Source organism: Methanosarcina acetivorans C2A, from assembly GCF_000007345.1.
In the GTDB taxonomy this organism is placed as follows: Archaea; Halobacteriota; Methanosarcinia; order Methanosarcinales; family Methanosarcinaceae; genus Methanosarcina; species Methanosarcina acetivorans.
This window is the reverse complement of the sequence record NC_003552.1, coordinates 2,054,555-2,079,913: the sequence shown is the minus strand read 5'-3', so window position 1 is coordinate 2,079,913 and position 25,359 is coordinate 2,054,555. Positions and strand designations below refer to the sequence as shown.

At 43.3% G+C, this 25,359-nt stretch carries 19 protein-coding genes; 12 read left to right on the top strand and 7 right to left on the bottom strand.

Annotated elements, in window-relative coordinates; translation table 11 throughout:
- Positions 1 to 57 precede the first annotated feature (57 nt).
- Both MA_RS09000 and MA_RS08995 read left to right on the top strand, forming a co-directional pair.
- The gene (locus tag MA_RS09000) at positions 58 to 735 is read left to right on the top strand and encodes a class I SAM-dependent methyltransferase (RefSeq protein WP_011021737.1); all 678 of its coding nucleotides are present in this window, start codon (positions 58 to 60) and stop codon (positions 733 to 735) included.
- Between the two features lie 314 nt (positions 736 to 1,049).
- Entirely contained in the window at positions 1,050 to 1,268 is a 219-nt protein-coding gene (locus tag MA_RS08995; protein WP_011021736.1) for a hypothetical protein, read from the top strand.
- 219 nt (positions 1,269 to 1,487) lie between these two features.
- Here the strand turns inward: MA_RS08995 and MA_RS08990 are convergent, their stop codons facing one another.
- Positions 1,488 to 2,012, bottom strand: coding sequence for a YIP1 family protein (locus MA_RS08990; protein ID WP_011021735.1), 525 nt, complete (start codon positions 2,010 to 2,012; stop codon positions 1,488 to 1,490).
- 308 nt (positions 2,013 to 2,320) lie between these two features.
- Between MA_RS08990 and MA_RS08985 the strand changes: the two genes are divergently transcribed.
- A complete protein-coding gene (locus tag MA_RS08985; protein WP_011021734.1) occupies positions 2,321 to 3,556 on the top strand; it encodes a PKD domain-containing protein in 1,236 nt (411 codons plus the stop codon).
- Positions 3,557 to 3,644: 88 nt separating this feature from the next.
- Here the strand turns inward: MA_RS08985 and MA_RS08980 are convergent, their stop codons facing one another.
- Together MA_RS08980 and MA_RS08975 are read right to left on the bottom strand one after the other, a co-directional pair.
- A complete protein-coding gene (locus MA_RS08980) occupies positions 3,645 to 4,181 on the bottom strand; it encodes a YIP1 family protein (RefSeq protein WP_011021733.1) in 537 nt (178 codons plus the stop codon).
- Positions 4,182 to 4,657: 476 nt separating this feature from the next.
- Positions 4,658 to 5,701: an STARP antigen gene (locus MA_RS08975; RefSeq protein ID WP_011021732.1), complete on the bottom strand. Its 1,044-nt coding sequence runs from the start codon at positions 5,699 to 5,701 to the stop codon at positions 4,658 to 4,660.
- A 727-nt stretch (positions 5,702 to 6,428) separates the two neighbouring features.
- Between MA_RS08975 and iorA the strand changes: the two genes are divergently transcribed.
- From iorA to MA_RS08960, 3 genes are read left to right on the top strand one after another with little or no spacing between them, the layout of a single operon-like run.
- Complete coding sequence (gene iorA / locus MA_RS08970) at positions 6,429 to 8,288, top strand: indolepyruvate ferredoxin oxidoreductase subunit alpha (protein ID WP_011021731.1); 1,860 nt, start codon at positions 6,429 to 6,431, stop codon at positions 8,286 to 8,288.
- Complete coding sequence (locus tag MA_RS08965; RefSeq protein WP_011021730.1) at positions 8,285 to 8,896, top strand: indolepyruvate oxidoreductase subunit beta; 612 nt, start codon at positions 8,285 to 8,287, stop codon at positions 8,894 to 8,896. The genes iorA and MA_RS08965 overlap by 4 nt, the downstream gene beginning before the upstream one ends.
- 6 nt (positions 8,897 to 8,902) lie before the next feature.
- Entirely contained in the window at positions 8,903 to 10,210 is a 1,308-nt protein-coding gene (locus MA_RS08960; RefSeq protein ID WP_011021729.1) for a phenylacetate--CoA ligase family protein, read from the top strand.
- 168 nt (positions 10,211 to 10,378) lie between these two features.
- Here the strand turns inward: MA_RS08960 and MA_RS08950 are convergent, their stop codons facing one another.
- The 3 genes from MA_RS08950 to MA_RS08935 all read right to left on the bottom strand — a co-directional run bounded on the left by MA_RS08950 (position 10,379) and on the right by MA_RS08935 (position 16,020).
- Entirely contained in the window at positions 10,379 to 11,506 is a 1,128-nt protein-coding gene (locus MA_RS08950; RefSeq protein ID WP_083755895.1) for a mechanosensitive ion channel family protein, read from the bottom strand.
- A gap of 369 nt (positions 11,507 to 11,875) precedes the next feature.
- Positions 11,876 to 14,509 carry a fasciclin domain-containing protein gene (locus MA_RS08940; RefSeq protein WP_011021727.1) on the bottom strand — a complete coding sequence of 878 codons (2,634 nt, stop codon included), beginning with the start codon at positions 14,507 to 14,509 and terminating at the stop codon, positions 11,876 to 11,878.
- Between the two features lie 590 nt (positions 14,510 to 15,099).
- Positions 15,100 to 16,020 (bottom strand): mechanosensitive ion channel family protein, encoded by a 921-nt coding sequence (locus tag MA_RS08935; RefSeq protein WP_048065193.1) that lies wholly within the window; start codon positions 16,018 to 16,020, stop codon positions 15,100 to 15,102.
- Positions 16,021 to 16,303: 283 nt separating this feature from the next.
- Here MA_RS08935 and corA point away from each other — a divergent pair, with 283 nt between their 5' ends.
- From corA to MA_RS08920, 3 genes are all read left to right on the top strand, one after another.
- Positions 16,304 to 17,374: a magnesium/cobalt transporter CorA gene (corA, locus tag MA_RS08930; RefSeq protein WP_011021725.1), complete on the top strand. Its 1,071-nt coding sequence runs from the start codon at positions 16,304 to 16,306 to the stop codon at positions 17,372 to 17,374.
- A 640-nt stretch (positions 17,375 to 18,014) separates the two neighbouring features.
- The gene (locus MA_RS08925) at positions 18,015 to 18,758 is read left to right on the top strand and encodes a DUF432 domain-containing protein (protein ID WP_011021723.1); all 744 of its coding nucleotides are present in this window, start codon (positions 18,015 to 18,017) and stop codon (positions 18,756 to 18,758) included.
- A complete protein-coding gene (locus MA_RS08920) occupies positions 18,746 to 19,672 on the top strand; it encodes a mechanosensitive ion channel family protein (RefSeq protein WP_011021722.1) in 927 nt (308 codons plus the stop codon). Before MA_RS08925 ends, MA_RS08920 begins: the two co-directional genes overlap by 13 nt.
- A gap of 380 nt (positions 19,673 to 20,052) precedes the next feature.
- On the opposite strand, the gene MA_RS08915 is transcribed toward MA_RS08920, so the two are convergent.
- Positions 20,053 to 21,237 (bottom strand): right-handed parallel beta-helix repeat-containing protein, encoded by a 1,185-nt coding sequence (locus MA_RS08915; protein WP_011021721.1) that lies wholly within the window; start codon positions 21,235 to 21,237, stop codon positions 20,053 to 20,055.
- Between the two features lie 276 nt (positions 21,238 to 21,513).
- Between MA_RS08915 and MA_RS08910 the strand changes: the two genes are divergently transcribed.
- The 3 genes from MA_RS08910 to MA_RS08900 all read left to right on the top strand — a co-directional run bounded on the left by MA_RS08910 (position 21,514) and on the right by MA_RS08900 (position 25,299).
- Positions 21,514 to 21,921, top strand: a complete 408-nt coding sequence (locus tag MA_RS08910; RefSeq protein WP_011021720.1) for a PAS domain-containing protein — start codon at positions 21,514 to 21,516, stop codon at positions 21,919 to 21,921.
- 524 nt (positions 21,922 to 22,445) lie between these two features.
- Positions 22,446 to 23,207 carry a UPF0280 family protein gene (locus MA_RS08905; protein ID WP_011021719.1) on the top strand — a complete coding sequence of 254 codons (762 nt, stop codon included), beginning with the start codon at positions 22,446 to 22,448 and terminating at the stop codon, positions 23,205 to 23,207.
- 268 nt (positions 23,208 to 23,475) lie between these two features.
- The gene (locus tag MA_RS08900) at positions 23,476 to 25,299 is read left to right on the top strand and encodes an aldehyde ferredoxin oxidoreductase family protein (protein WP_048066253.1); all 1,824 of its coding nucleotides are present in this window, start codon (positions 23,476 to 23,478) and stop codon (positions 25,297 to 25,299) included.
- Positions 25,300 to 25,359: the final 60 nt, after the last annotated feature.

Sequence of the window (25,359 nt, the reverse complement as noted above, 5' to 3'; positions counted from 1 at the left end):
ATGGCAGTAAAAAAGAACAGAAAAACCTGTCCTTGATACTGAAACCCGGAGGAAAAAATGAGCGAAATTCAACAAAAGTTTGATGCTATTTCAAAAAAGTACGATGAACAGAGAAGGAAGTTCATCCCCTGCTTCGATGACTTTTACGGAGCAACAGTATCCGTGGCATCAGTATATACTGAAAATCCAAGTATCCTGGACATAGGTGCAGGAACAGGTCTTCTATCGGCATTTCTGATGAAAAGATATCCGGAAGCATCCTTTACTCTTATTGACATCTCGGAAAAGATGCTGGATATGGCAAAAGACAGATTCGGAAAAAACTCCAACATCAAATACATTGCAGCAGACTATTCAAAATATGATTTCGCGGACAAATATGATATCGTAATTTCAGCCCTATCCATTCATCACTTGGAGGATGAAGAAAAGGAGGAACTTTACAAAAAGAGTTACTCCATACTCAAAGAGAACGGGATTTTCATTAATGCCGATCAGGTGCATGGAGAAACCCCTTTCATAGAAAAACTGAATAAAACGACCTGGAGACAATATGTCGAAACAAGCGGTTTGTCCGAAGAAGAAATACTGGCGGGTTACGAGAGAGTTAAGCTCGATAAGGATACAAGCCTTAGCCAGCAACTGGATTGGCTTAAAGAAGCAGGCTTCCGTGATGTCAGCTGTGTATATAAGTACTATCAGTTTGCAGTGATGTTCGGGAGAAAGATCGCATAAATAACGAAGATTATTAACGAGGATTATTGCGGAAAGCAGGAGAAAAACTTTGATGCATACTGACCCACATTGAATGCCCGGCTGTTCGGGACAACCTACAAACGAAATATGGGATTGTCAGTACATCCCTTGCCACCCTTTCCTTTTCAAACGCTGCTTTTAATTATTATTGGATTCTAATTTATATTTCTGTAGTTATTATATGTCAGTAATAATAATCTCTTTGTGATACCCGAAGATCTTTAGCGGTTTCCGGGTATGAAAGATAACGAAGATGTTAGTAAAATGGATACCATTGTAACGGGGGTAATTTTATGGTAGAAGAAATGGCAGGAAAAGCCCAGATGCATCACGGAATGTTCGAGCTCTGGGAGCTTCTGACTGAAGATCAGAAAAAAGAAGTTATGTTAATGAAAATGGATATGAAAATACAGTGGATGGAGATAAAAATAGATAAAATGGAAAAGATGATCGAGCTAAAGAAAAAATCCATCGAAAATACTAAGAAAGTCAAGGAAATGATCAAAAAATAAGAAAGATCAAAAAATAAGAAGCAGGGAATCGAGAGCCGTAAATCATGAAAAGACGGTAACCTCCAGGTTCTGCGAACTCTCAATTCCCGCCCTTACTTCGGTCCGGATTCAATTTTGAGTATTTTACTCTGAACGGCAGGTGTTCGACAGTGCTATCACCGGATTACAGACAAAAGTTCACAATTAATAACAGAACCGGTAACAATGTCAATAACAGAGTTAGACAAAGCCACTCGAAGAAACCAGCATTATGAATACAATAACCAGCAAAATGGACAGAAACACAGCCAGAGCAGACCTTTCAAGGCTTACTTCATGCACAACCCTGCCGCCCACAACGTAGAGATATAGCTGGTAAACTCCGAAAATCCCGCCTGCAAGAGGAATCCAGAGGAGAGAGGTCGCAGCAGATGCATAAAATACGAACCTTAAGGTACCTTCGTAATTCCCCTTTCCCCCAAAAACTTTTTGAATAATGTGAATCAGTGTAGCATCAAGGAAGAGAGCAACAACACCGACTACAGGTGCCAGAAGCGCGACTGCAAATATCATTGGAGAACTGAAGCCGCCGATATCGTATGCTCCGGGATTAAAAAGCAGGTAAAAAAGCGAGTATATGGCAACATTAACTACTGCAAAAAGGATAGGGGCAGCGTATCCTCCGGTCCTTGGCATTTTGCTGTAAAAATGAGAGGGACTTTTCATAACCTCTTTCCAGGTTCCGATATAATCAAGATTAATCATAATAAATAATATTGTGAAGTTCTATTTATATTTGATCTGTGGAGTTCAAAGCCCGCCCACGTGAAAAAATAATATGAAGGAAGTTTGTGGACACAGTTCTCTTGAATCGCCCGCAAACGGCTGAAGAGTTGCTGTAGAAATTGAAATTCCCTTTAAACTTCCCTTTAAACTTTCCCTTAAACTTCCCCTGGAAATTTATTTTATAAAGATTGGTTTATATTTTTAGCTCCCCTGATTTATAGTAATGAAAATGCGAAAATGAAAAGCAGAGTGAGTCGCTGCTTTAGATTTAATTCGGGGGGAAATGAGTGAAAAGTAAACTCTTTTTGATACCTTTAGCTTTTGTTTTTTTGATTTTTGTTTCTTTGATTCTGGTCCCGACAGTTGCATCAGCCGGACAGGAAAACCGACTTGGGGCCGGACATGAGCCTGATATTTATGGCGACAGAGTAGTGTGGTCATCAAACGGTAGTATTCATCTTTATGACATAAGCAATAAAACTGACACCGAACTTAACTCGTCTTCAACAAGTCACCCTGCCGTCTATGGGGACAAAGTTGTGTGGCTGGATAACAGCACTGAAAACCCCAATCTTTGTGTTTACAACATATCAACCGGTGGAAAATTTCTGATTACCGAGAATGTAACAGGTGATAGTAACTACAGGACGGGGAGTAAGCCTGCTATTTACGGTAATGTAACAGTATGGCAGGAATATATCGACAACGAAAACCCTAAGAATAGAACTTATAAAGTCCATATGTATGATCTGTCTACATTCACCCGGACCCAAATCAGTAACTATGGATGTCATTATGGAAGTCCTGATATCTATGAGGATAGAATAGTGTGGGCCAACGACAGCGGATTTTTCGGGGATAGTGGTCCTATATGGATGTACAATGTATCCACCGGTAACAAGACAAAATTTGAAACATGGTACTCATATGGCTGTGTGATATATGGAGACAAATTAGTATCTCACGAATATGGCGCTAATTATTACTGCATTGTCATATATGACCTCTCCACTAATGAAGTGAGTGGTGTTAACTCTCCGTCAGATCCGTTTGATCCTGACATCTATGGGGACAGGGTAGTGTGGAGAGATGAACGCAATTGTATGAGTGACATTTACATGTACGATATGTCCACTGCCAATGAAACTCGTATTTCCACAAACGGATCAGCATCCAGTCCTGCTATTTATGGGAACAGGATAGTTTGGCAGGATAGGCGTACCAACCAGAGTGCTATTTACATGTACGACCTTTCAGCCGAACCCATAAAACCCCAGGCTTCTTTCACTGCTAACGCGACATCCGGTAAATCCCCATTAACGGTACTGTTCACCGACACCAGTACCGGAGGCACACCCACAAGCTGGTACTGGGACTTCGGAGACGGCATTCAATCAAAACACGCTCAAACTGCAACCCATACGTTCAGGAAGGCAGGGGAATACACCGTCAGCCTGACGGCAACGAATGCTGCCGGGAAAGATACCCTAACCGTGAAAGGATGTATTAGAGTGTCGGAATGAAATAAAAAGAGGGGAAAGTTGAAGGAATTACAAAACCTGAAAGCTTCGGAACTGATCCTCGGAAATGATTCTGCAATCGAAAGCACGGTTAAGCAAAGACACTCATAGAGACAAGCCCTGCAAAAACAAAAACCAGTAACAAGGACATAATTAAAGCTATTGCAGATCTGAATATGCCCATACCATGTATGAACTTACCTCCCACAAGATAGAGATAAGTCTGATAAAACCCGAAAATCAAGCCAATAAGAGGTATCCAGGCAAGTACAAGTGCAGCAGTTGCATAACATACGACCCCTACAGTACCTTCATAACTTCCCTTTCCCCCAAGAATTTTATAAGTAATATAAAGTATGGCAGAGTTCATAAGAAGGCCAAGAATATACATCACAAAAAGAAATATTACGATCAGAGATATCTCCATATAAGTTAATTTTATGGTGTTACCTATTTCAGGGAAAATAAGGGGATAAATAAGCAATACACAAAATAACATTATGGCTACACTGCCTATTGCAAAAACAATAGGATAAAAGTATCCTCCTGTCTTCGGCATTTCGCTGTAAAAATGAGACGGGCTTTTCATAACCTCTTTCCAGGTTTTGATATAATCGACGTTTATCATAATAAATAATATTACGAAGTTCTATTTATATTTGCTCTGCTAAAGCTTAAACATAGATACCCCGGAAAATGAGAACTTCCGGCAAAAAATAGAAATATTCTTTTTTCAATCAGTGCCTATCAAGGCGAAGAATACGGCCACCTTGTTCATATACCAGCTCTTTTCTCGCCTGGCGTCCCCCGTATAAAAGAAGTTGTTTTCAATTATAGGCTCTTATGTAAAAACTTACACTCAACTCACTAACCCGAGACAAAGAAGTATGCAATATGGATTATCAAATGAACTGCCTCTTTGAAAAGTGTAACGATTTTTGTGAATGAATGTAATTTTAAAAGCTCTTTATAACAGCAAGAAGCCAAAAGCAAATATTTTGTTGTCTCTAACAATTGAAAAAGAATTTATTTCAATGCAGTTAAACTTTTCTCACTTTGCATGAAAAAAAGGAAAAAGGAAAGAGGAAATACTAAAACACTTCATTAGTTTAATCCAATTTGAGTAATATTAATTACATTGGTAAACACATTGGTGACTGTAATTATTGATACATTTGAATTATTATTTTTCCATTCCATTCCGGTCATATTGTTCATATTTTCATCCATTTCTTTTACTTTATCAATATTTTCAGACATCTCTGTCATATTATCTATTTTTTGATCCATCTTTTTTATTTCTTCCATATCTTCGGATATATCCGTAATGTCATCCGCAGTTTCAGGCGCCTCAGTCATATTATTCGTATTTTTGATTAAAATCATGTTTCCAGTAATATTATATTTCATTGGTTCGGCTGTTGCACTCATGTTTCCGACCATTTTGGTCATATCGATCATGTTTTCGGTCGTTCCAGCCGTATTACCACTGTTCTTGATTTTGATCACTTTTTTATTCAGATCACCTGTTATGATCCCAGTCATATTTCCCTTCATGAGCACAGTCATGCTGCTCGTGTTCTCTGTCATGCTGGCCACATTTTCTGTCATATTGCATTTTATGGTTCCGTTCATGTTTCCTTTCATGAGCACAGTCATGTAGTCTACTTTTCCTTCCATTCCGGTAATGTTGACAACTTTTTCGTCGGCCTCAGTTTTGTCCATTTTTCCGATTATGACCACTTTTCCAGGCATATCATCTATTTTCCCTAGCATAACCACGTTTTCTGTCATGTTGAGCATATCTTTGATTATAGCTAACTTTCCGGTTACATTACATGTCATGAGGTTGGTCACGTTTTCCGTTTTTCCGGTAGCGTTTGAAGTTTGGGTTTCGATAGGGTTTCTTATTGTATTTTCAGTCTGGTTATCAGTCACATTTTCAGTCATGTTTTCAGTTATATTGCCCGACGTACCGACCACAAATGCGTTTCCGGTTATGTTACACATGAAGGTTTTATCCGTATCTTCGGTCACGGTCAGATATGTATTATTCGTATTCTCGATCGTGTTAGTTTGTGCCTGTACAGGTACAGCAGAAAAAATTATGCATATCGCTAGCAAATAAACTATTACTTTTATTTTCATAACTTCCCCCCGTTATTCGAATTAACTCATTGAACGAGAAAATATACCCCAAATAAATTAAAATTAATAATATAAAAACTACTGAATTATAATTTTGTTAGGTTATAAATAGTTAACCATAATCAACTGAAGTCCACTTTTCTAATTAAAATCAATATTTTCACAATTTATCCAGAGGTCGATTCCCAGTTAAACATTAATTTATTGGACTTCTACGAAATAGTAGAAAACGGTTGGATGTAGCATTACACCAGGATAACGAAGCTTTTTCCAGCCAGTTACTGGGGTCTGTTTGAAGCATACAGTCAATAGTTCATTCACCAACATTAAACTCTTAGATACGGAACTTCAAGGCATTAGCGAGCTCTTATCCTGTATTTTATTTTCTTTTTTAATTTGTTTGAAACCTTTTCAGGTGATCCTATTCATTTTCTTTGTTTCGCAGGTCAGGTAATCTAGATCGATTTTACAAACTCTCAAAAACAAAAACTTTATATTCAAATTTTACGTTCTTCTTCCGGGCAACATTGTACATAGATGTGCGTCGCATATCAATAACGTAAAAATACGGCGAAATATCCTGATGTATTTTCTCGGGTTCTCAAAACAATTTTATCAGATTCTTTGGGAACTCAGGTTTGTTTTCAACCTCATTTTATTTCCTTTGAGGCTTGTCAAACTTTATCCAGTTCATTAATGTATTACCCGCGATCCGAGATGAGTTTATTTGACTGAGAAAAAACTGTTAATGGGTAATGAAGCCATTGCACTTGGAGCAATAGAAGCCGGCGTACAGGTAGTTACGGGGTATCCGGGGACACCCTCTACCGAAGCTCTGGAGACAGTTGTCCGGTATGCGGACAGGTGCGGGATTTATACCGAGTGGTCGAGCAACGAAAAGGTTGCGCTTGAAACGGCTGTGGGAGCGGCTTATTCCGGGGCAAAGGCGCTTGTGACCATGAAGCAGGTCGGGTTAAATGTCGCATCCGACCCCCTGATGAGCCTGAGCTACATCGGGGTAAAGGGGGCTCTTGTCCTGCTTGTTGCAGACGATCCTGGGCCTCATTCCTCGCAGACCGAGCAGGATACGAGGGTTTTCGGGCATTTTGCAAACATCCCTGTTCTTGACCCTGCAAACCCGCAGGAAGCGTATGAGCTTACAAAGCTGGCTTTTGAGCTTTCGCATGAATTCGAAGTTCCTGTCATACTCAGGACCACTACACGGGTCTCTCACAGCTGCGAGGACGTCGAACTTGCAGTTGCAGAACCTGCCCCGGTCGAAGCTTCCTGCGAGGGCTTTGTAAAGGACAGGCGCTGGACGATTTTTCCGAGGCTTACTACAGAGCGGCACCCCTGGCTTGAAAACGTACAGGTGCAGCTTTCCGAGCGCTTTTCGGAACTTCCGTACAATTCCGTTTCGGGAAGCGGGAAAATAGGGATAATAGCCTCGGGGGTTTCAGCCCTCTACGTAAAAGAGGCTGTAAAGGGTTTTGAAGGGCTTTTCACCCTTTTCAGAGTCGGGACAGTGCACCCATTCCCCGAACAGGCAGCTCTTTCCTTCTTAAAAGGGGTCGAAAAACTGATCGTGGTCGAAGAACTTGACCCTTACCTCGAAGAACAGGCCCTCCAGCTTATAGGAAAAGCTCACCTGCCGGTTGACGTTTACGGAAAAAAGAACGGATTTTTCCCGGTGGGGGGGGAATACAATGTGGACATCGTTATTGATGGCATCAACAAAGTGCTTTCCAAGCTCGGAGAGCCTTCCCGCCTCTCCCATGCTTCTCCTGCCGTTTTAAGGGAAGAGCTCCCGCCCCTACCGGTTCGGGCTCCAACCCTCTGTGCGGGCTGCATGCACAGGACTGTTTTTTACGCTTTCAAACAGGCTGCAAAGCAGCTTAAAAAGGATTCTCAGGTCGAGACTATTTTTTCCGGGGATATCGGCTGTTATACCCTTGGAAACGCCTTCCCTCTCAACATGGTTGAGACCTGCCTCTGCATGGGGGCAGGAATGAGCATTGCAGGAGGGCTTTCCCGCACGAACTCTGAGGTGAAACAGGTAGCTTTCATAGGGGATTCGACTTTTTTCCATTCAGGCATTCCGGCTGTGATAAATGCAGTCTACAACGGAGCCGATGTTACCCTTGCCGTCCTTGACAACCGGACAACAGCCATGACAGGACACCAGCCTCATCCGGGGATCGGGGTTACCGTCCTCGGGAACCCTTCTAAAGCCATCGACATTGCCGGGGTGATCCGGAGCTGTGGGATCGGCTCTGTAAGGACCGTGGAAACAGTCAACCTTGAAGGCTGCATTGAGGCAGCAAAGGAAGCCATGGAATTCAAAGGGCCTTCTGCGATCGTGTTCAAAGGAAACTGTGTCGGGATTACAAAATCCGGGATAAAACTTACAATCGATACTGAAAGCTGCACAGGCTGCGGGTTCTGCATAAAGCAGCTGGGCTGCCCTGCAATATTCCTCCCTCCGGGAGAAGAAAAACCCTTCATCCTGGACAGCTGCAACGGCTGCGGGCTCTGTGCCCAGATCTGTCCTTCGGAATCCATAAGCGAAGATGGGGTGAAGAAATGAAATACGACATCCTGATTGCAGGCGTCGGAGGACAGGGTGTTGTGCTTGCTTCCCGCATGCTTGCACTTGCTGCAATGAAAGCCGGGTTCAGGGTGAGTACTGCCGAAACCATAGGCATGTCCCAGAGGGAAGGATCGGTAAGCAGCCATATAAGGATCGGAGACGAGATCTCAGGCTCCCTTATTCCTGCAGGGCAGGCCGACCTGCTCATAGGGCTCGAACCTGCAGAAACCGTAAGAAACCTGCCTTTCCTGAAAAAGGGTGGAAAAATCCTGTCAAATTCTCATGCCATAGCTCCTGCATCAAAACCTCCGGGAAGTCCCGAATATGCCCCCGAAGCTTTGCTGGCCTTTCTGAAAGCCCTCATTCCGGACATGCTCTGCCTTGATTTTACCCGGCTTGCAGAAGAGGCAGGCACATACAGGGCAGCCAATGTCGCAATGCTGGGAGCGGCTGCAGGTGCAGGAATGCTTCCATTTTCAAAGGAAACCATTCTCTCGGTACTTGAAACCGAAATTCCTGAAAAACACAGGGCTGTAAACAGGGCTGCGTTTGAAGGTGCGATTGAAAAAATTAAGCCAGGCACCCTGATAGGGAACAGAAGGTGAAATCAAATGTATGAAGCATCTTTGGATTCTGAGCTCGACCCGGAAGTCCAGCTCTACCATCCCAAAATCTCTGAAGAAGATACCCTTGCAAAACTGAAAAGCCTGCTTAAACGGGCGGTTGAAGGCAGTCCCTTTTACCAGAAAAAGTTCAAAGAAGCAAACGTGGATATCGAGAAAATCCAGTCGCTTGAGGACCTCAAACTCCTGCCTTTTACCCACAAAGAGGAACTGAGGGACGCTTATCCCCTCGGGCTTCAGGCAGTTCCGGATTCCGAAGTCGTAAGGATCCACTCGTCTTCAGGGACAACCGGCAAACCTGTCATTATCCCCTATACCAGGAAAGACGTCGATGTCTGGGCCGAGCAGATGATGCGCTGCTACATGCTGGCAGGGCTCACCAACCAGGATAGGATCCAGATAACTCCCGGATACGGACTCTGGACTGCAGGGATAGGGTTCCAGCTAGGAGCCGAGCGTCTCGGAGCAATGGCAATCCCTACAGGCCCTGGAAATACTGAGAAACAACTTGAAATGTTTGTTGACCTCAAGTCCACAGCACTTGCAAGTACCTCTTCGTACGCGCTTTTGCTTGCCGAAGAGATTGAAAAGCGCGGCTTGAAAGACCGGATCCACCTCAAGGTAGGGGTTATCGGGTCCGAGCGCTGGAGCGGAAAGATGCGTAGCCGGATCGAAACAGAACTAGGGGTCGAGACCTTTGACATCTACGGGCTGACCGAAATCTACGGGCCCGGAATTGCCCTTGACTGCTCCTACCACGAAGGGATGCACTACTGGTCTGACCACCTGCTTTTTGAGATCATCGACCCCATCACCTGCGAACAGCTGCCGGACGGCACCCTCGGAGAGCTTGTAATTACCACCCTAACAAAGGAAGGAGCTCCCCTGATCCGCTACAGGACAAGAGACCTGACCCGAATAATCCCAGGGCTCTGTAAATGCGGCTGCCCCTTCCCGAGAATTGACCGGATTTTAGGACGGTCGGACGACCGCATAAAGTTCAAAGCCGTAAATATCTACCCCGGCCAGATCGAGGACATCATCCACAGGGTCCCAGGTGTCAGCAGTGAGTACCAGATCCTCCTTACCCGCAAAGACGGCAGGGACAGCATGACCTTCAGGGTTGAAATTGAAGGAGCCGAAGACCCTGAAATAAAAGCAAAAACCGAAAAAGCTTTGGGAAAAGCCTTCAAGGACTTTATCGGGGTTACCGTGGATATTGTAGGCGTAATAATCGGAGAACTTCCAAGAAGCATGAAAAAGACAAAAAGAGTGATCGATGAAAGGGAACTTTAAATTCCTTTCATCATTTAATTTTTTTAAATCAACCTTTGATCGGCTTTTGACCGACCTCTTTCTTACCCTGCTGCTGCCTTTTTTAACCCTGAATCTACCCTTTGATACTGGCCCCGGGCCTGTTTCAGTTTTATTGAACCGATTCAGTCTTATTGAACCGGTTCAGTCTTATTGACCATTTTCATCCTCTAATTTGTCACCAATATCAGTTAACCTGCTTCGTGGAGCATATGAAACTTTACTATCTCCCGCCGTAGCAGCTTTTCCAGGAGCCTTCTCTCTTTCGATATCGGTCTTGTACACGATAGTCCTGTAGGGGAATGGAATTTCGATGCCTTCGCTGTCAAAGCGTTTCTTTATTGCTTCTCTGATCTCGCACCCTGAACTGTAGGCATCACTCCTATCCTTAAACCAGACATAGAGGCGGAGATTTACGGCAAAATCTCCGAGTTCTGTGAGTTGTACCTTAACCTCTCCTCTTTCCTTGAAATCCGGATCTACGGTATGAAGCACGGACAGATCCATAAGCCCGTTTGCAAGAGTCTCGGGTTTCAGGAAACTGGGCTTTACAATGCTGTATTCGAGAGTCTGTGGAGGCATTACCAGGGGATGCTTTCGGGCCTCTTCGATCATGATTTTTCTTGCCAGGCTGATATCGGAGTCGTAGCTTATCCCTATATCTATAGGCCATATAACTGCAGGGTCTTCTATGGTCCAGTTAATAACCGCCTCGTTGCTGATTACCGAGTTCGGGATAATAAGACGCCTGTTATCCCAGGTTATGATTACCGTATGTCTGAGGTTGAGGTCAGCAACCTTTCCGTATTCATTCATAATGTTCAGTCGGTCTCCAACCCTAAAAGGTTGGAAGATAGTTAGAGAAATACCTGCAATAATGTTGCTCAGCGTGCTCTGGGCTGCAAAACCTATAATGATACCGGCAAGCCCTGCCCCGGTAAAGAGGGCTACAGAGAGGCTGCGAAGGTCAGGGATGCTGAATATAATAACAATCAGCCCGAGAAAATAGATTGCTGCAACCGTAATATGCCTGAACATCCGAAAAGCAGTGATATCCATCCTCAGCTTGCTGCTTGCCTTTTTGAAGTAACTTTCCATAAGGTGGTTTACGGTCCTTGCAACAAGGATGGTGCCCATGCCTATGAACACTATAAAGATCAGCGTACCGAGGTTGTCCGAAAACCATGTGAAAGCCGTATTTAATAATCCGTCAAAGTTAGAAATGTTTGCTTTAAGAGTAGTATTCGAAATATTGTTAAGATTATCCAGGATTAGCATGCGCTCAACCATTGGCAGGAAGCTTTATATAAATATTGATTTTAAAAATTAAGAAATTAAAGAAGTTCAAAGAAAGCTCTTTAAAAGTGAATTGAAGCCTCTTGAACGAATAAAAAGTCAGCTGGACAAGGGAAAAATAATTAAAATAAGAAGTAAATTCAGGTAAAAAGAGATTTGAGTAAAAAAGAAGTTCCATAATTGAAGCTTCCTTTTTCTCTTGTAAATACTTTTTTCCTAAGGGTTTTTTCCTGTTTTTTTGGTTTTCTTGTGTTTTCCGGTTTTACTAATTTTTACTCTTTTTTAGTGGTTTTTACGGGTCTCTTAAGTTTATCCATACACTTATTTCTACACTTATTTCAGGTGACCTCCTCAAGCATACAGGCTTTCCTCTTTCACAAAGACCCAGTAACCCTGATAAGGTTCGACTTCTAATTCGTCCGCACCTAACTGGTTTTCTTCCAGGGTCCCGTTAAGGTCGTTGTATGCGACATACTGGTAGTAACCCGTAGTGTTATTGCCCGGCACCCAGGGCCCGACAACTTTTGCATACGTGTCGTTAATGGATGCAAACGCAGTTTGTGCAGAGACAGTCTCGTTTACAGGTGAACCCAGCGCGTTCCAACCCTGATAGGTCTGCAGGCTCGGCGGAACGGTAACCAGCTTTTTCTCAACGGAAGCAAACTGATCTTCAGCATTGAACTCGGTTCCGTTGGGGACATTGATCCAGTAGCCCTTCAGAGGTTCAATGTTTGAGACGTCTTCGAAGAGTTTGGTTGAAGCGTTGTAGTAAATCAGTGAGCTATAGTTCACATCCGAAAGCAGATAATCAACGCTTGTATTGTTGGCTTCGAAGGGGACTGAGAAGAAGTACCAATCTCCTCCCAGATCTTCAGTCTGGTTTCCGTCAGTCAGATTTCCATCGGTCTGATTTCCATCGGTCTGATTTCCGTCAGTCTGGTTTCCATCGGTCTGGTTTCCATCGGTCTGGTTTCCATCGGAAGGAATCCCGCTGTCCGGAGGGATGATCACTTTATCGATTATGTAGATAACTCCATTTTTCACAATGATTATCTGCTCGATAGTCGAGTTTTGTATTGTGATATTGTCCCCTACCATATTGATGTCGAGCGTGCCGCCCTGAATATTATCAACGGCATCCATGCTGGCAAGCTGTTCACGGGTATACTCTCCGCTGGCCACATGATAGGAAAGAACTTTCCTTAGCAGGGTGGTATTGTTCATAAGCTGATCACGTGTTTGTGCAGGCAGCTGATCGAAGGCTTCGTTGCTCGGAACAAAGACCGTAAACGGGCCGGTTTCGTTCAGGGCCTGCGTCAGGTTTGCAGCCTTCGTTGCGTTTACAAACGTAGTTAATCTCGTCTGGTTCTGTGCTGCCTGGATGATGGTTTCTCTTGCCATCATTTCGTTAACAGTGATGTTAACCACGTAGGTTGCATTCTCGATTGCGGCTTCTCCACCTTCCTCTGTTGTGTACCAGAAGCTGAGATTGTCCCCGGCACTTACAGGGTTCATTCCGAAGTCTGCTTCAGCTGGCTCTCCGTTGATGCAGAGGAACCACATCTCTCCGGTAGTATTATTGTTCTCGATTCCCTCTATGCCCTCAAGCACAAATGACACGTTAGTCATGTTGTCAGTCATGTTTTCGGTTACATTTCCGGTCATGTTTCCTTCAGTCATGTTTTCGGTTGCATTTCCGTCAGTCATGTTTTCGGTTGCATTTCCGGTCATGTTTCCATCAGTCATGTTTTCGGTTGCATTTCCGGTCATGTTTTCGGTTGCATTTCCGGTCATGTTTCCATCAGTCATGTTTTCGGTTGCATTTCCGGTCATGTTTTCGGTTGCATTTCCGGTCATGTTTCCATCAGTCATGTTTTCGGTTGCATTTCCGGTCATGTTTTCGGTTGCATTTCCGGTCATGTTTCCTTCAGTCATGTTCTGCATTAAAGACACGTTCAAATCGAGTCCCGTTGCATATAGAGCTCCGAAGTCCGTGAGGTTGCCTATTGTATAGGGCTGAGTGGCATTTGCCGGCATGAAGGTGAAGTTTCCTTCAGCCAGGTTCACGGTATCATTATAGAGTACTGTAAAGTTTTGTTCCGGCTCAGGTTCCATCCCTTCTTCTACAGCGATGGTAATGTTAGCTACATAGGTTGCACTGGCTTCTCCACCAGCTTCTGTTGTATACCAGAAGCTGAGTTTATCCCCGGCACTTACAGGGTTCAGTCCTAAGTTTTCTTCAGCCGGTTCGCCGTTGATGTAGATAAACCACCTCTCTCCGGTAGTGTTATTGTTCTCGACCCCTTCCATGCTCTTAAGCACAAATGACACGTTGGTCATGTTAGTCACATTTCCGGTCATGTTCTGTGCTAAGGCAGCGTTAAAGTTGAGTCCCGTTGCATATAGAGCTCCGAAGTCTGTGAGATTGTCTATTGTATAATTATTGACAGTATCCGGCCTGAACACGACATTTCCTTCAGTCAGGTTTACAGTATCGTTATAGAGTACTGTCAGATTTTGTCCCTTTTCTTCAGGCGGGATAAGTACTGCATCTATTGCATGAACTACTCCGTTGCTGGCATTGATGTCTGGAACTATGACCTTTGCGTCTCCTACGAATACCCCTTCTTCAGTGGCATTGACAGGCAGGTCGCTTCCCTGAAGGGTTGTGACGTTGCTTACGTTAACCAGGTCTTCTGCCATCAGAGTCCCGTTTGTGACGTGATAAAGAAGCACCTGTTCAAGGGCGGCAGGGTCTTCTTTTAGGCCCTCAAGTGTGGTTCTCGACACATTCTCAAAAGCGGCGTCCGTCGGAACAAACACCGTATAAGGTTCTTCCCCGGCAAGGGTAGTATTGAGGCTGCTGTTATTGAAGAAACCTGAGATGATAGTGAAATTTCCATTTTCCCCTATCAAGTCCAGTATGGTGGTTGTCCCGTCATCCTGTGCCGAACCGGTACAGGTAGCTGCGCTTAATAATAGCAAACTAATAAAAGCACAAGTTAAACTGGTAAATCCCGATCTAATCCAAATTCCCCCCGATTTTTCCCTTCAGCAGACCCTGTATCCATTCTCTATCAGATCTATACCCCCGTTTTTGTCTGGCTGAAGTTTTATTTCGTGTGAATATGTATGACTTCCAATTTTATATATCATACAAAGAGTATTTGTATTTTCTTATTAATATTATATTACAAAGAAAGACTGCATTTTTATAAAAATTTGTTTAAATCTTATAATAATAAAAGTCCTCTAATAAATCAGCCTGAGATTAAAATTTTTACCAGATTTTCCCGTAAGAAAAGCCCCTTCATCATTCATACCCGGGTTTAAAACTCTCTATTCTTTCAATCAGCCCTTTTCGAAAAACGGTTACAGCCTTTTTCTCAATAAAATCTCTCAATTTCAGGAAAAAGCAGAAGAGAGATAAAAGAATTATTATTTTTTGTTTGTATCTAAAAAATAGCCTTCTAAAGTTGAAGATGAGCCTGTATTAGATAGATACAATACTCATTTTATATATAAATCAAATAAAAGCAGGAGCCAGTCATTTAAAGAAAAATGAAAGGAAGCAATTACTTCCTTTCTCTGGCATACGCAACAATAGCGTCTTTGACTCCGTATTTGAATGCCACCACAAATGCAATTCCCCATGCCAGCGGTCCGAAGAACAGGTAGAGAATACTGGTATCAATTAGCATCGTATCCAGAGCAACCAGAATCACAATAAGAAGCAGGAAACCTCTGAGGAGAGGAAGAATGATATCTGCTCCTTCTATCTCCATGCCCTTGACAGTATTACTCAGGTAGTCCATTACTATGTCTATAGAAAGAATTCCTATCACCAGAATCAGGATAGCTATGATGACACGTGGCAAGTATTGAGTAATATCTATCAACAGAATGCTAATCATATTTAACCGCAGGATATCAGACGCAGCCGTCAGGAAAATCAGATACCCAAATATTCTGAAAATTCCAGCCACAATGCCTGAAGCTGTCAACCCCCCGGATTTAATCGAAGCTCCAAAAGTTGTCTGTTCAAGTTTCTCATCTACTCCGGTCGAAATAAGTAGATTCTTGAGCAGGTCGCTAATGAAGTCCACAATCAGCAAACCTATAAGCAGGACAATGAGAGCAGAGATTACAAGCGGGATGTAGAATATTACGAGATCAACGAAATTATTCACAACCCCGATGTTCAGAATATCCAGAATGATTAAAGCGAAGATGATGTAGACGAACCAGCGGATGACTGCATCAAAAAAGCCTACCGTACTCATCTGTCCTCGTTTTATCATTCCACCTATCACGGTTTTGTCAACCAGATCATCAAGTCCTATTTTGTCCAGTATTTTCGCACCGATCTTTCCGAGAAACTTTCCCAATATTATTCCTACAATAATAAGAATAATTATGGCTACCAATGTAGGAATAAAAGCTATGAACTGGTCAAACATAGCATACAGACTATCCGTAATTTCTGTTCCAACCATATTAATACCCCTATACTTTAGCTTTAAACTGAAAATCTTTCCAATTTCCCCTAATTTTGGAAAAAATCTAGTACATATTATACTGTGATATATATAATTATATTTAACTACAAACATTTAAATAACTCGCTTTTAAGTTAAGAGCCACCTTACACTGAAAATAATCCAATTTGCTTCAAAAGCCGAATAATCGTATTCAAAAAAAGACCAGGCACAGAGCTTAAATTGATGAAATTTCCATTAACTTAAGTGTTTATTTTTTGTTCAAAGGTGAGGCAGAGCCGTGAAATCGGGAACTTTCAGAAGGAAACAGTCAAAAGTCGGGCTTGCCCCCGGAACTCTTGTGCATGTAGGAGAAAAAAAGGCAGAAAAAGTCACAATTCGGGTCTGGATCTATAACGACGAGGAACTGATAGAAAAAGAACTGCAGACCATAGATGAGTGCCAGGCCCTCAAAAACCAGCCCGGAATGAAATTATGGATAAATGTTGACGGGCTCGACAGGATTGAGGTTATAGAAAAACTCGGGAGCTGTTTTAAGATCCACCCCCTGACTCTCGAGGACATACTCAACGCGGGGCAGCGCCCCAAGATGGAAGACTACGATTCCTACATCTACACTGTCTTAAAAATGATGCTCCTCGATACGGAAAACGAAGAAATTGTTATCGACCAGGTGAGCATCATTATCGGGCCCAACTATATCCTGTCTTTTCAGGAAAGGGAAGGAGACGTTTTTGATCTTCTCAGGGAAAGGCTCAAAAATCCCGCTTCTCGCCTGCGAAAGGGTGGGGTGGACTACCTTGCCTACGGCCTTATTGACGCTATAATCGACAATTATTTTCTGATTCTCGAACATTTCGGGGAAAAAATAGAGGATCTTGAAGACGAACTCGTCAGAGACCCGGACCCCGATACCCTGAAAATAATCCAGAAATACAGAAGAGATATGATTCTCCTTCGCAAATCAGTCTGGCCCCTCAGGGAACTTATTAACGGCCTCCAGAAAGTAGAGTCCGAGCTTATCACGGAAGCGACGCAGATTTATCTGAGGGATATTTACGACCATACCATCCAGGTCATAGACTCAATAGAAGCTTTCCGGGATATCCTTGCCTCAATGGTCGATGTCTACCTGTCCAGCGTGAGCAACAGGATGAACGACATCATGAAAGTTCTGACAATTATAGCCACTATCTTCATTCCTTTGACCTTCATTGCAGGAGTATACGGTATGAATTTTGATTACATGCCTGAACTCAGGTGGCACTGGGGTTACCCTGTAGTCATGCTTAGCATGATGTTACTGGGAATAAGCATGTTTTTTTATTTTAAAAAGAAAAGGTGGATCTAAGTCCCAGATTTCCCGAATTCCCTGATCTCCGGGGTTATGAAACATGCCCTTTCATCCGATGGGATTTCTTCGATATACTGTATCCCACATTCTGCAGTATTTTTTCAAAAATCAATATTTTCCCTGATAGCGTTTTTGAAACAAATCCAATTAATTTGGACTTTTAATGGAACTTGGTGAAAATTGAATGATATCGTTTTTTTGTCTCTATGATACACCATATAGCTGCTTTACCTCCTGCATAAAAGTCCAATAAATCCACTTTTTATTGAAAATCGATAGCAGGAAAAAATGTGAATATGCGAAAATTTACTGCGGAAAGTGGGCTGTATCTTTCGATTGGGACACTTTTTTCAAGTTGTTATTTATCCGGCTGGCCGGCTTGTCAAGGCCCTGGGCGGCAAAGGAAGAGAAAAACTGAAAGATCTCTCCAGGAATCCGGAGGAGATAACCAGTTAATCAACCGGATAATCAACCGGACAATCAACCGGATAATCAACCAGTAATTAATCAGTTAATCACGAACCGTCATTACCTACAATCCTATAAAATTTATTTAAAGTAATTTTTTTATAATGGTTAGGCTGTAATATTAAGAAATTTAGAAATTGAATAAATATATGCTAACTGCTGGAATACTATGTACGGCTACTACGATCCTCCATTTTCAGTAGAACAGGAAGGAATCTCGATCTCCGTAGAAAAAACCGGAGACCGATGGACATACAGAAGGATTTTGGGAAATGATGAAGTGGAAAAGCTCATCCTTGGGGATAGAAAGCGAATTATCATAAACCCTGTGGAACCTCTGAACACTCCGAAAGAAATTACTCCGAATCTACTGATAGAGTTTGAAAAAACCCTGATCCTTGCGGAAGGGGAGAAAAAACAGGTTTTTTTGACTTTTCCGGTAGAAATAGGCGTTTTTATCTCGGATAATGGGAATAAGAGCCCCCAGCTTCTGGATGTTTTTACCCTGGTGAAGCAGAAATTTACCCTTTACGGGGAGGTTTCGAATGGGGTTGTCTGCAAGTACTGGAAAAGCAGGTTATATTCAGTCTCTCCTTTACTCAATCCCCTGCAGGAAGGAGTTATGGAGCTTACTCTACGCAATACCTCCTCGGAATGGGCCTCAATATCAAAAGCTGTTTTCAGTGCCTACGGGATGAAGCTGTACTATGACGGGGACGTCTTCATGAGAGCCAGAATGGATATCCTCAACCGGAATACAGCTGAAACGGGTTTTGAGCCGCAGCCCATAAACGGGGAGCTGAAGGGTGCTCTTGTCAAAGACCGAAAAACCAGAAAAGAGGCTTTTGGGGTTTACGGGCTCCAGAAGCTTGGCTTTGTACCTCTTAAATTCTATATGGGGTGGGGCTTTTGATCTTCCCTGATATTAATTTTCTTGACAATGACCTGTACTCAACTTCAGAGGGTCCGGTTACCCCGGCGGATCTGATAACGTTTGTTCTCATTATTTCTTTTTCAGTCCTCCTATTCAGAGTGCTAACAATTTACCTGCGCAGGTCTCTTAAAGACCGGATCAGTAAAGATGTGGGGGAACCGATCCTCAAACTCATTTATTATGGCTCTCTGGTTATCGTTTTCATTGCAGCGCTTCCCTTAATAGGACTTAATCCCTCAGGGCTTCTGCTGGCAGGAGGAATAACAGGTATTATCCTCGGTTTTGCAAGCCAGAACATTGTCGGAAACCTGGTTTCGGGCTTTTTCCTGATGGTTGAGAGGCCCATAAAAATAGGGGACCAGGTGGAAATCAACGGGACTGCCGGCTATGTCACCGATATCCGCATAATCTCCACCCTTATCCGCACCTACGACGGGCTTCTCGTCCGCCTGCCAAACCAGCAGGTCTTCACCACAAATATCACAAACATTGTAGGACACCCGGTCAGAAGGTTCGAATACACAATTGGGATCCGCTACAGTGACGATGCCAATGCCGCAATCTGGCTCATCAAGGACCTTATTGATAAGGAGCCTTTCGCCCTTCAAAACCCCTCACCCTCGGTTTTTGTAAGCGACCTGGGAGATAGTGCGGTGAAAATAGTTGTCAGGATCTGGGCTCCTGTGAGCGAATGGTTCGGGCTTAAAACCAGACTTCTCTGGGACATAAAATGTACTCTTGAAGAAAACGGCATAGAAGTTCCCTTTCCACAGCGGGTGCTCCATATTAAAAACAATTCGGGAAAAAAGCCCCAGGAATTTGAAGGTCTGAAAGAAGGCCATTTTGAAGGCAACGAAGGTGTGTTGAATTTTGAGGGAAGGGGAGTAAATTGAGCGAAGTTAAGCCAGAATGAGTAGACAATAGCGTATAATGGACAGGGGAGAAAAGAAAACGGTTTTTAGGATACAGCTTTTCGGCTCATCTTTGGCATAAAAATTTCTGAGTGTATTCATTAGCATGAAAGTTACGGAGTGCTTTCATTTTTGTGCCTGTAATTCGAAATTTCATGTGCGTTTTTTTCGTACTTTTTATCAGCGTTTTCAAGCTTTCATTCCTGGCTTTATTCTTTATGCGAATCGTTTCTTATTTTTGGAATTTACGACAACCTGCTACTACAGGCTGATATTTTTGGGGATTTATAGATTCCGGGGATTTATAGAAAAACTCCAAATCCTGATTCCATTTAGTTATTTATGAAAGGTTTTTAAAGTCCTCATTTTCGAAACATAAAAAAGAACAAATAAATCATGCCGAAGACGGTGAGTTTTAATACGATGTATCCCCCGTATACTCCTTTAATATATTTATTATATGTTCTTTTAAGATATTTACCGTAGTCTATGTTATTTTTGGAAATATTATTATTGTTGCTGTCATCCGAATAATAAATATCCTCATCATTATTTAATGTGTTTTTGGAAATTGTGTTGTTGTTGCTATATGTTTGCAGTTCGATCCCCATAAAGTTGTCAAACATGGTATTATCAGTTAATTTATTGAAACTGGAATTTTCCCGTAAAAATATGCCGGTACTGGATGTGGATATGGAGTTTAGGCTAAGTTCATTCTTGTCGGATTCGATGAGGGTAATTCCTATTCCCCCAGGATTTATTGTATTATTGACTATTTTGTTAGCGTCTGATTGAAGCAGTGTTATACCAAGCCGCAATAGATTATTATTATAAACTTCATTGCCATCGGATTCTTTCAAACTGATTCCGTATTTATCCATCCTATATTTTTCATCCGCACTTATGTTATTATTCCTGACAATGTTGAAATTACTAAAATCCCAGATTGAAATTGCACCGTCATTATCAATTGCAGTATTATTTTCTAATAAATTATTACTTGATGAATTTAGCAAAATACCTCGATTGTTCCCCAAAAAAATATTGTTGTTGATTATGGTGTTATCAGTATTATCAACATAAATTCCTGCCCAGTTTTTAGGTATGAGAGCCCATTGTCCTTCAGATGAATAGACAACTTCGTCTTTGCCTGTAGTTTCATTGAAGGTACTGACATTGATGCCGGCATCCGGAAAATAACGATTCTCTGGTTCTTCAAAAGCACCTGTTATGGTAAAACCCAGGATAGCAACATTGCTTGCAGTTGCATGAAATATGTGATTACCCGGATTTGCAGCTCTGATAATCGTGTCACTGGGATTTCCGGATTTTGATTTTATAGTGACCGACTTATTAACTTCTATGTTCTCTGCATAGGTTCCCGGAAACACAATAATTGTGTCGCCAGAATAAGCATTTTTGACAGCATCCTGAATCGAATCTTCCGGATAAACATAGATATCAGTAGCTGATACAATGCCTGCAGTTATAGTCAGAAATAAAATAGATATACTAATGAAAATTCGTATGTTATGTTTAATTATCATTCCATTTCCCCATTTTCAACAGCAAAGAATATCAAAAATTTGGACCCAGTATACACTTATTTCTTTTGAAATCTGCGTATTATGTGATATGCACGTTATGTAATATGCGTGCTATGTGATTAGCTTATTCTCTCAATTCAAGGAAAACTTATTGAATATATTTGTTTTCATAATTTACGTGAAAACTGTAAGGAAATGTTGATATAGTGATAAAAAGATACTAACACATAATCAAATACAACCTTTCAAAGTCATATTTCTGATTGGGGATACCGAATGGACGAAAAGTTAAGGAATTCTGAAACTCATACAATTGAAAATAAGCAAGCAGAGGAAAACTCCACGGATGTGGAATACCGGCGGAACCTTCAGACCGATAGCGTTGATTTCATGAGCCCGGTGATAGAGAAGATTGCCGGTTACTCTGCCCGAGAGATGATCGAAATGGGCAGCATCAGTAAGTCTTCGGATCTCATTCATCCCGATGACCTCTCCCTCGTTACTACAGGGTTCGCCCATGCGATTGATATCGGCTTCGGAACCCTGGAATACCGGTTCAAGCATAAGGACGGGAAATACCGCTGTTTTGCCGACCACTTTACGATCATCAAGGATCAAGATGGCAAGCCCCTCTTCAGCGAAGGTATCATGCGTGATATTACCGGGATCAAAAAAGAAGAATAAGTTCTAAAAAAGCACATAAAAAAACACATAAAAATTTAGAATATTCGGCTGAAGCAGTAAGTAAAAACGACTGGATACGCCTGTAAGGAACTAACATGTAAAAGTTACCCGGGAAACCGAGAAATTTCCACTTTCTTTTCTTTTTCTGTTTTTTGTGAAGGGCCGCCAGACAAGCTGGCGGAGACGCTGATATTTACATGTGAATTGAAAAACGGTTTTTGAGGCAAAGTACAGATTCTTCTGGACAGGTGGAATTTTTCCAATATTTATTTCTCTTTATTGCGGTACCTTTTTGTGGAAACTTTTTATCTTGCTGGTTGGCGGCTCAGACCCGGTGCGGCTCAGGGAAAGAAAAACGGAGAAATTCCTTCCGGACCCGGATAGTTTAACCGTTATCAGGAAACCCCGGTTTTCGTTGAATTCCGGTTTTCATTAAACCCCCATTTTCCTGTTCCGCTTCACTCCCAGGAAGTCGGTTCAGAAAAACATTTCTTTTTTAAGCAATAAACCCCAAGTGAATCAGCATGCCAGAACCCACGCAAAAACCCGCTAAAGAACCTGTAAGAGCCCCGATAAAAGAGCATTTCCAGTTAAGGGAAACCATTGTCACGATTGCGGCTGATGACCCTGCTCACATCGAAGCCGCAAAAGAAGCTATCAGGGTCCACAGGGCAACTCTTGAGACCTACATACTTGCAGACCCTTATTTTCAGTTCACCCTCGAACCTTACGAATGCCCGGAAAATGCTCCTGAAGTAGTCCGGAGGATGGTAAAAGCCGGAAACACTATGGGAATCGGGCCCATGAGTGCGGTTGCAGGCACAATTTCAGCCCTTGCTGTGGAAGCAATGGTAAAGGCCGGAGCAAAATATGCTATTGTTGATAACGGCGGGGATATTGCACTTATCAATGACCGTTCGGTTGTGGTCGGGATTTATGCGGGGCAGTCTCCTATAAAAAACCTGGGCTTAATTTTCGAGCCCAGGGACTCGATCACAGGAGTCTGTACCTCGGCAGGGACGGTGGGTCCTTCGATCAGTTTCGGGATGGCGGACGCAGCGGCAATTTTTTCGGATGATGTTTCTCTTGCGGATGCGGCTGCAACGGCACTGGGGAATGAGGTCGGGATAGGAAAGGAAGCTGTTGAGGTTGCATTCAAGGTTGTAAAAACCGTGCAGGGGATAAAAGGGGCACTTGTGATTCAGGGGGAGTACATAGGAATGTGGGGAAAAGTGCCGAAAATCACAAGAGCCGAGGTCAGGCATGAGTATATTACAAAAGCGTGATGTTGGGGCGGCTAGAACACTTTTATTAAGGAACTTCGACATATATAAGAGGGTATATATTCAAATGTACCCGGCTATGTTTAAAGGATATAGTTAATGAAGCTTCGGCTATCCATACGAGATTTTTTCTGAACAGCTGAAATACATGGTCGAACAGGAAGCTTCTGACAAAGCAGGCCGGATAAGTGAACGGACGAATGAGACGGATAAAGTGAGCCGGAAAGGCTGCTTATCCTTTATGCTAAATTTACCAGACAGGAGGAATTACATGCCTGGGGGCTATAACGGAAAAATTCTTGATGTTAATCTTGACAGCGGCGAGCTCAAAGACCTTCCGCTTGACGAAGAAATGGCAAAGATGTACCTCGGAGGCAAGGGGCTCGGCCTGAAACTTGTATATGATGAATTCAGAGCTGATATGCAGCCCTTTGACCCTGATAACCTGCTTGTGTTTGCAACCGGGCCGGCTACCGGGGAAAAGGTCCCCACAAGTGGGCGCTACCATGTTGTCTGCAGCAAATCACCCCAGACAGGAACAGTAGGGAGCGGGAACTCAGGAGGAAAATGGGGTCCTTACCTGAAGTTTACAGGATATGACGCAGTAGTTGTCCGGGGAATTTCGAAAGAGCCTGTCTACCTGAGCATTGTGGAAGGAAAAGCCGAGCTTGTGCCGGCTCCGGAACTCTGGGGCATGACAGTCCACGCAGTCACGGACGAACTTACCGGAAGAACAGAAAATCCTAGGAAGACCTCGATTGCATGCATTGGGCCCGGGGGAGAAAACCTGCTTTCATTTTCCTGTATCATGAACGACAAGTACCGGACTGCAGGGAGGACCGGGCTCGGGGCTGTCATGGGGAGTAAGAAGTTGAAGGCAATCGTGGTTTCCGGGAGCCAGAGGGTTGAACCTGCAAACCCCGAACTTCTGAAAGAGAGGGTTGCGGAAGCCATGAAAAAGATCAGGGAGAACCCGGTTACAGCTCCCGATGGAGGGCTTCACACCTACGGGACCGCGGTCCTTGTGAATCTCATCAATGAGAGTGGAGCCTACCCGACACGGAACTTCCAGGAAGCTTATTTCCCGGAAGCTGACGAACAGAGCGGAGAGACCCTTGTAAAAAAATACCTGACAGGGAGATACGGCTGCTGGGGCTGTCCGATTGTCTGCGGACGAAAGTCCGATGTGCCGGACGGACCTTTTAGTATCCGGAATACCGAGGGACCGGAGTATGAGACTATCTTTGCCTTCGGTTCCAATTGCGGCATAACAGAGCTGGACGCTCTTATTAAGGCAAACCACCTCTGCGATGAGCTGGGGCTTGATACGATTTCCATGGGCGATACAATTGCCTGTGCCATGGAACTCGTGGAGAGAGGAAAGATCCCGGAAGAGAAGCTCCAGGGCATGAACCTGCGCTTTGGAGACCCCAGCTCAATGATTGAAGCCATCTGGAGGACTGCCTACCGCGCAGGTATAGGGGCTGACCTTGCCCTGGGTTCGAAAAAGCTTGCAGAAAAATACGGGGCTCCGGAACTCTCCATTGCTGTCAAGGGTATGGAGCTTCCGGCCTATGACCCCAGAGCCATCCAGGGAATAGGCCTGAACTACGCAACTGCAAACCGCGGTGGAGACCACGTCTACGGCTACATGATCTCTCCCGAAATCCTGGAGCTGCCCGAAAAACTCGACCCCTATGCAGTCGAGGACAAGCCCAGGTGGACCATTATCCTGCAGGACCTGACATCAGCTATCAACTCCTCTGTTGTCTGCCTCTTTACCTCGTTTGCTCTCGGCCTGCCCGAGTATGCGGGGATGCTGGCAGCGATTACGGGTTTTGACCTTGACGCCGACAAACTCCTGAAACTCGGGGAAAGGGTCACAAATCTCGAACGCTTGATGAATAACATGTACGGGTTTGACCGGAAAGAGGACGTCCTTCCAAAGCGCCTTACCGAAGAGCCGGTCCCGGCAGGCCCCTCCAAAGGGCAGATCTCCCACGTCCCGGAAATGATCAATGAGTATTATACTATCCGGGGCTGGGTTGACGGAAAACCCACAAAAGAGAAGCTGGATGAACTTGAGATTGCCTGAGCTCCCTCCTTCTCACTTTTTTATTATTTTCTTTCAAATCGTTTTATTCCTTTTTTCGGA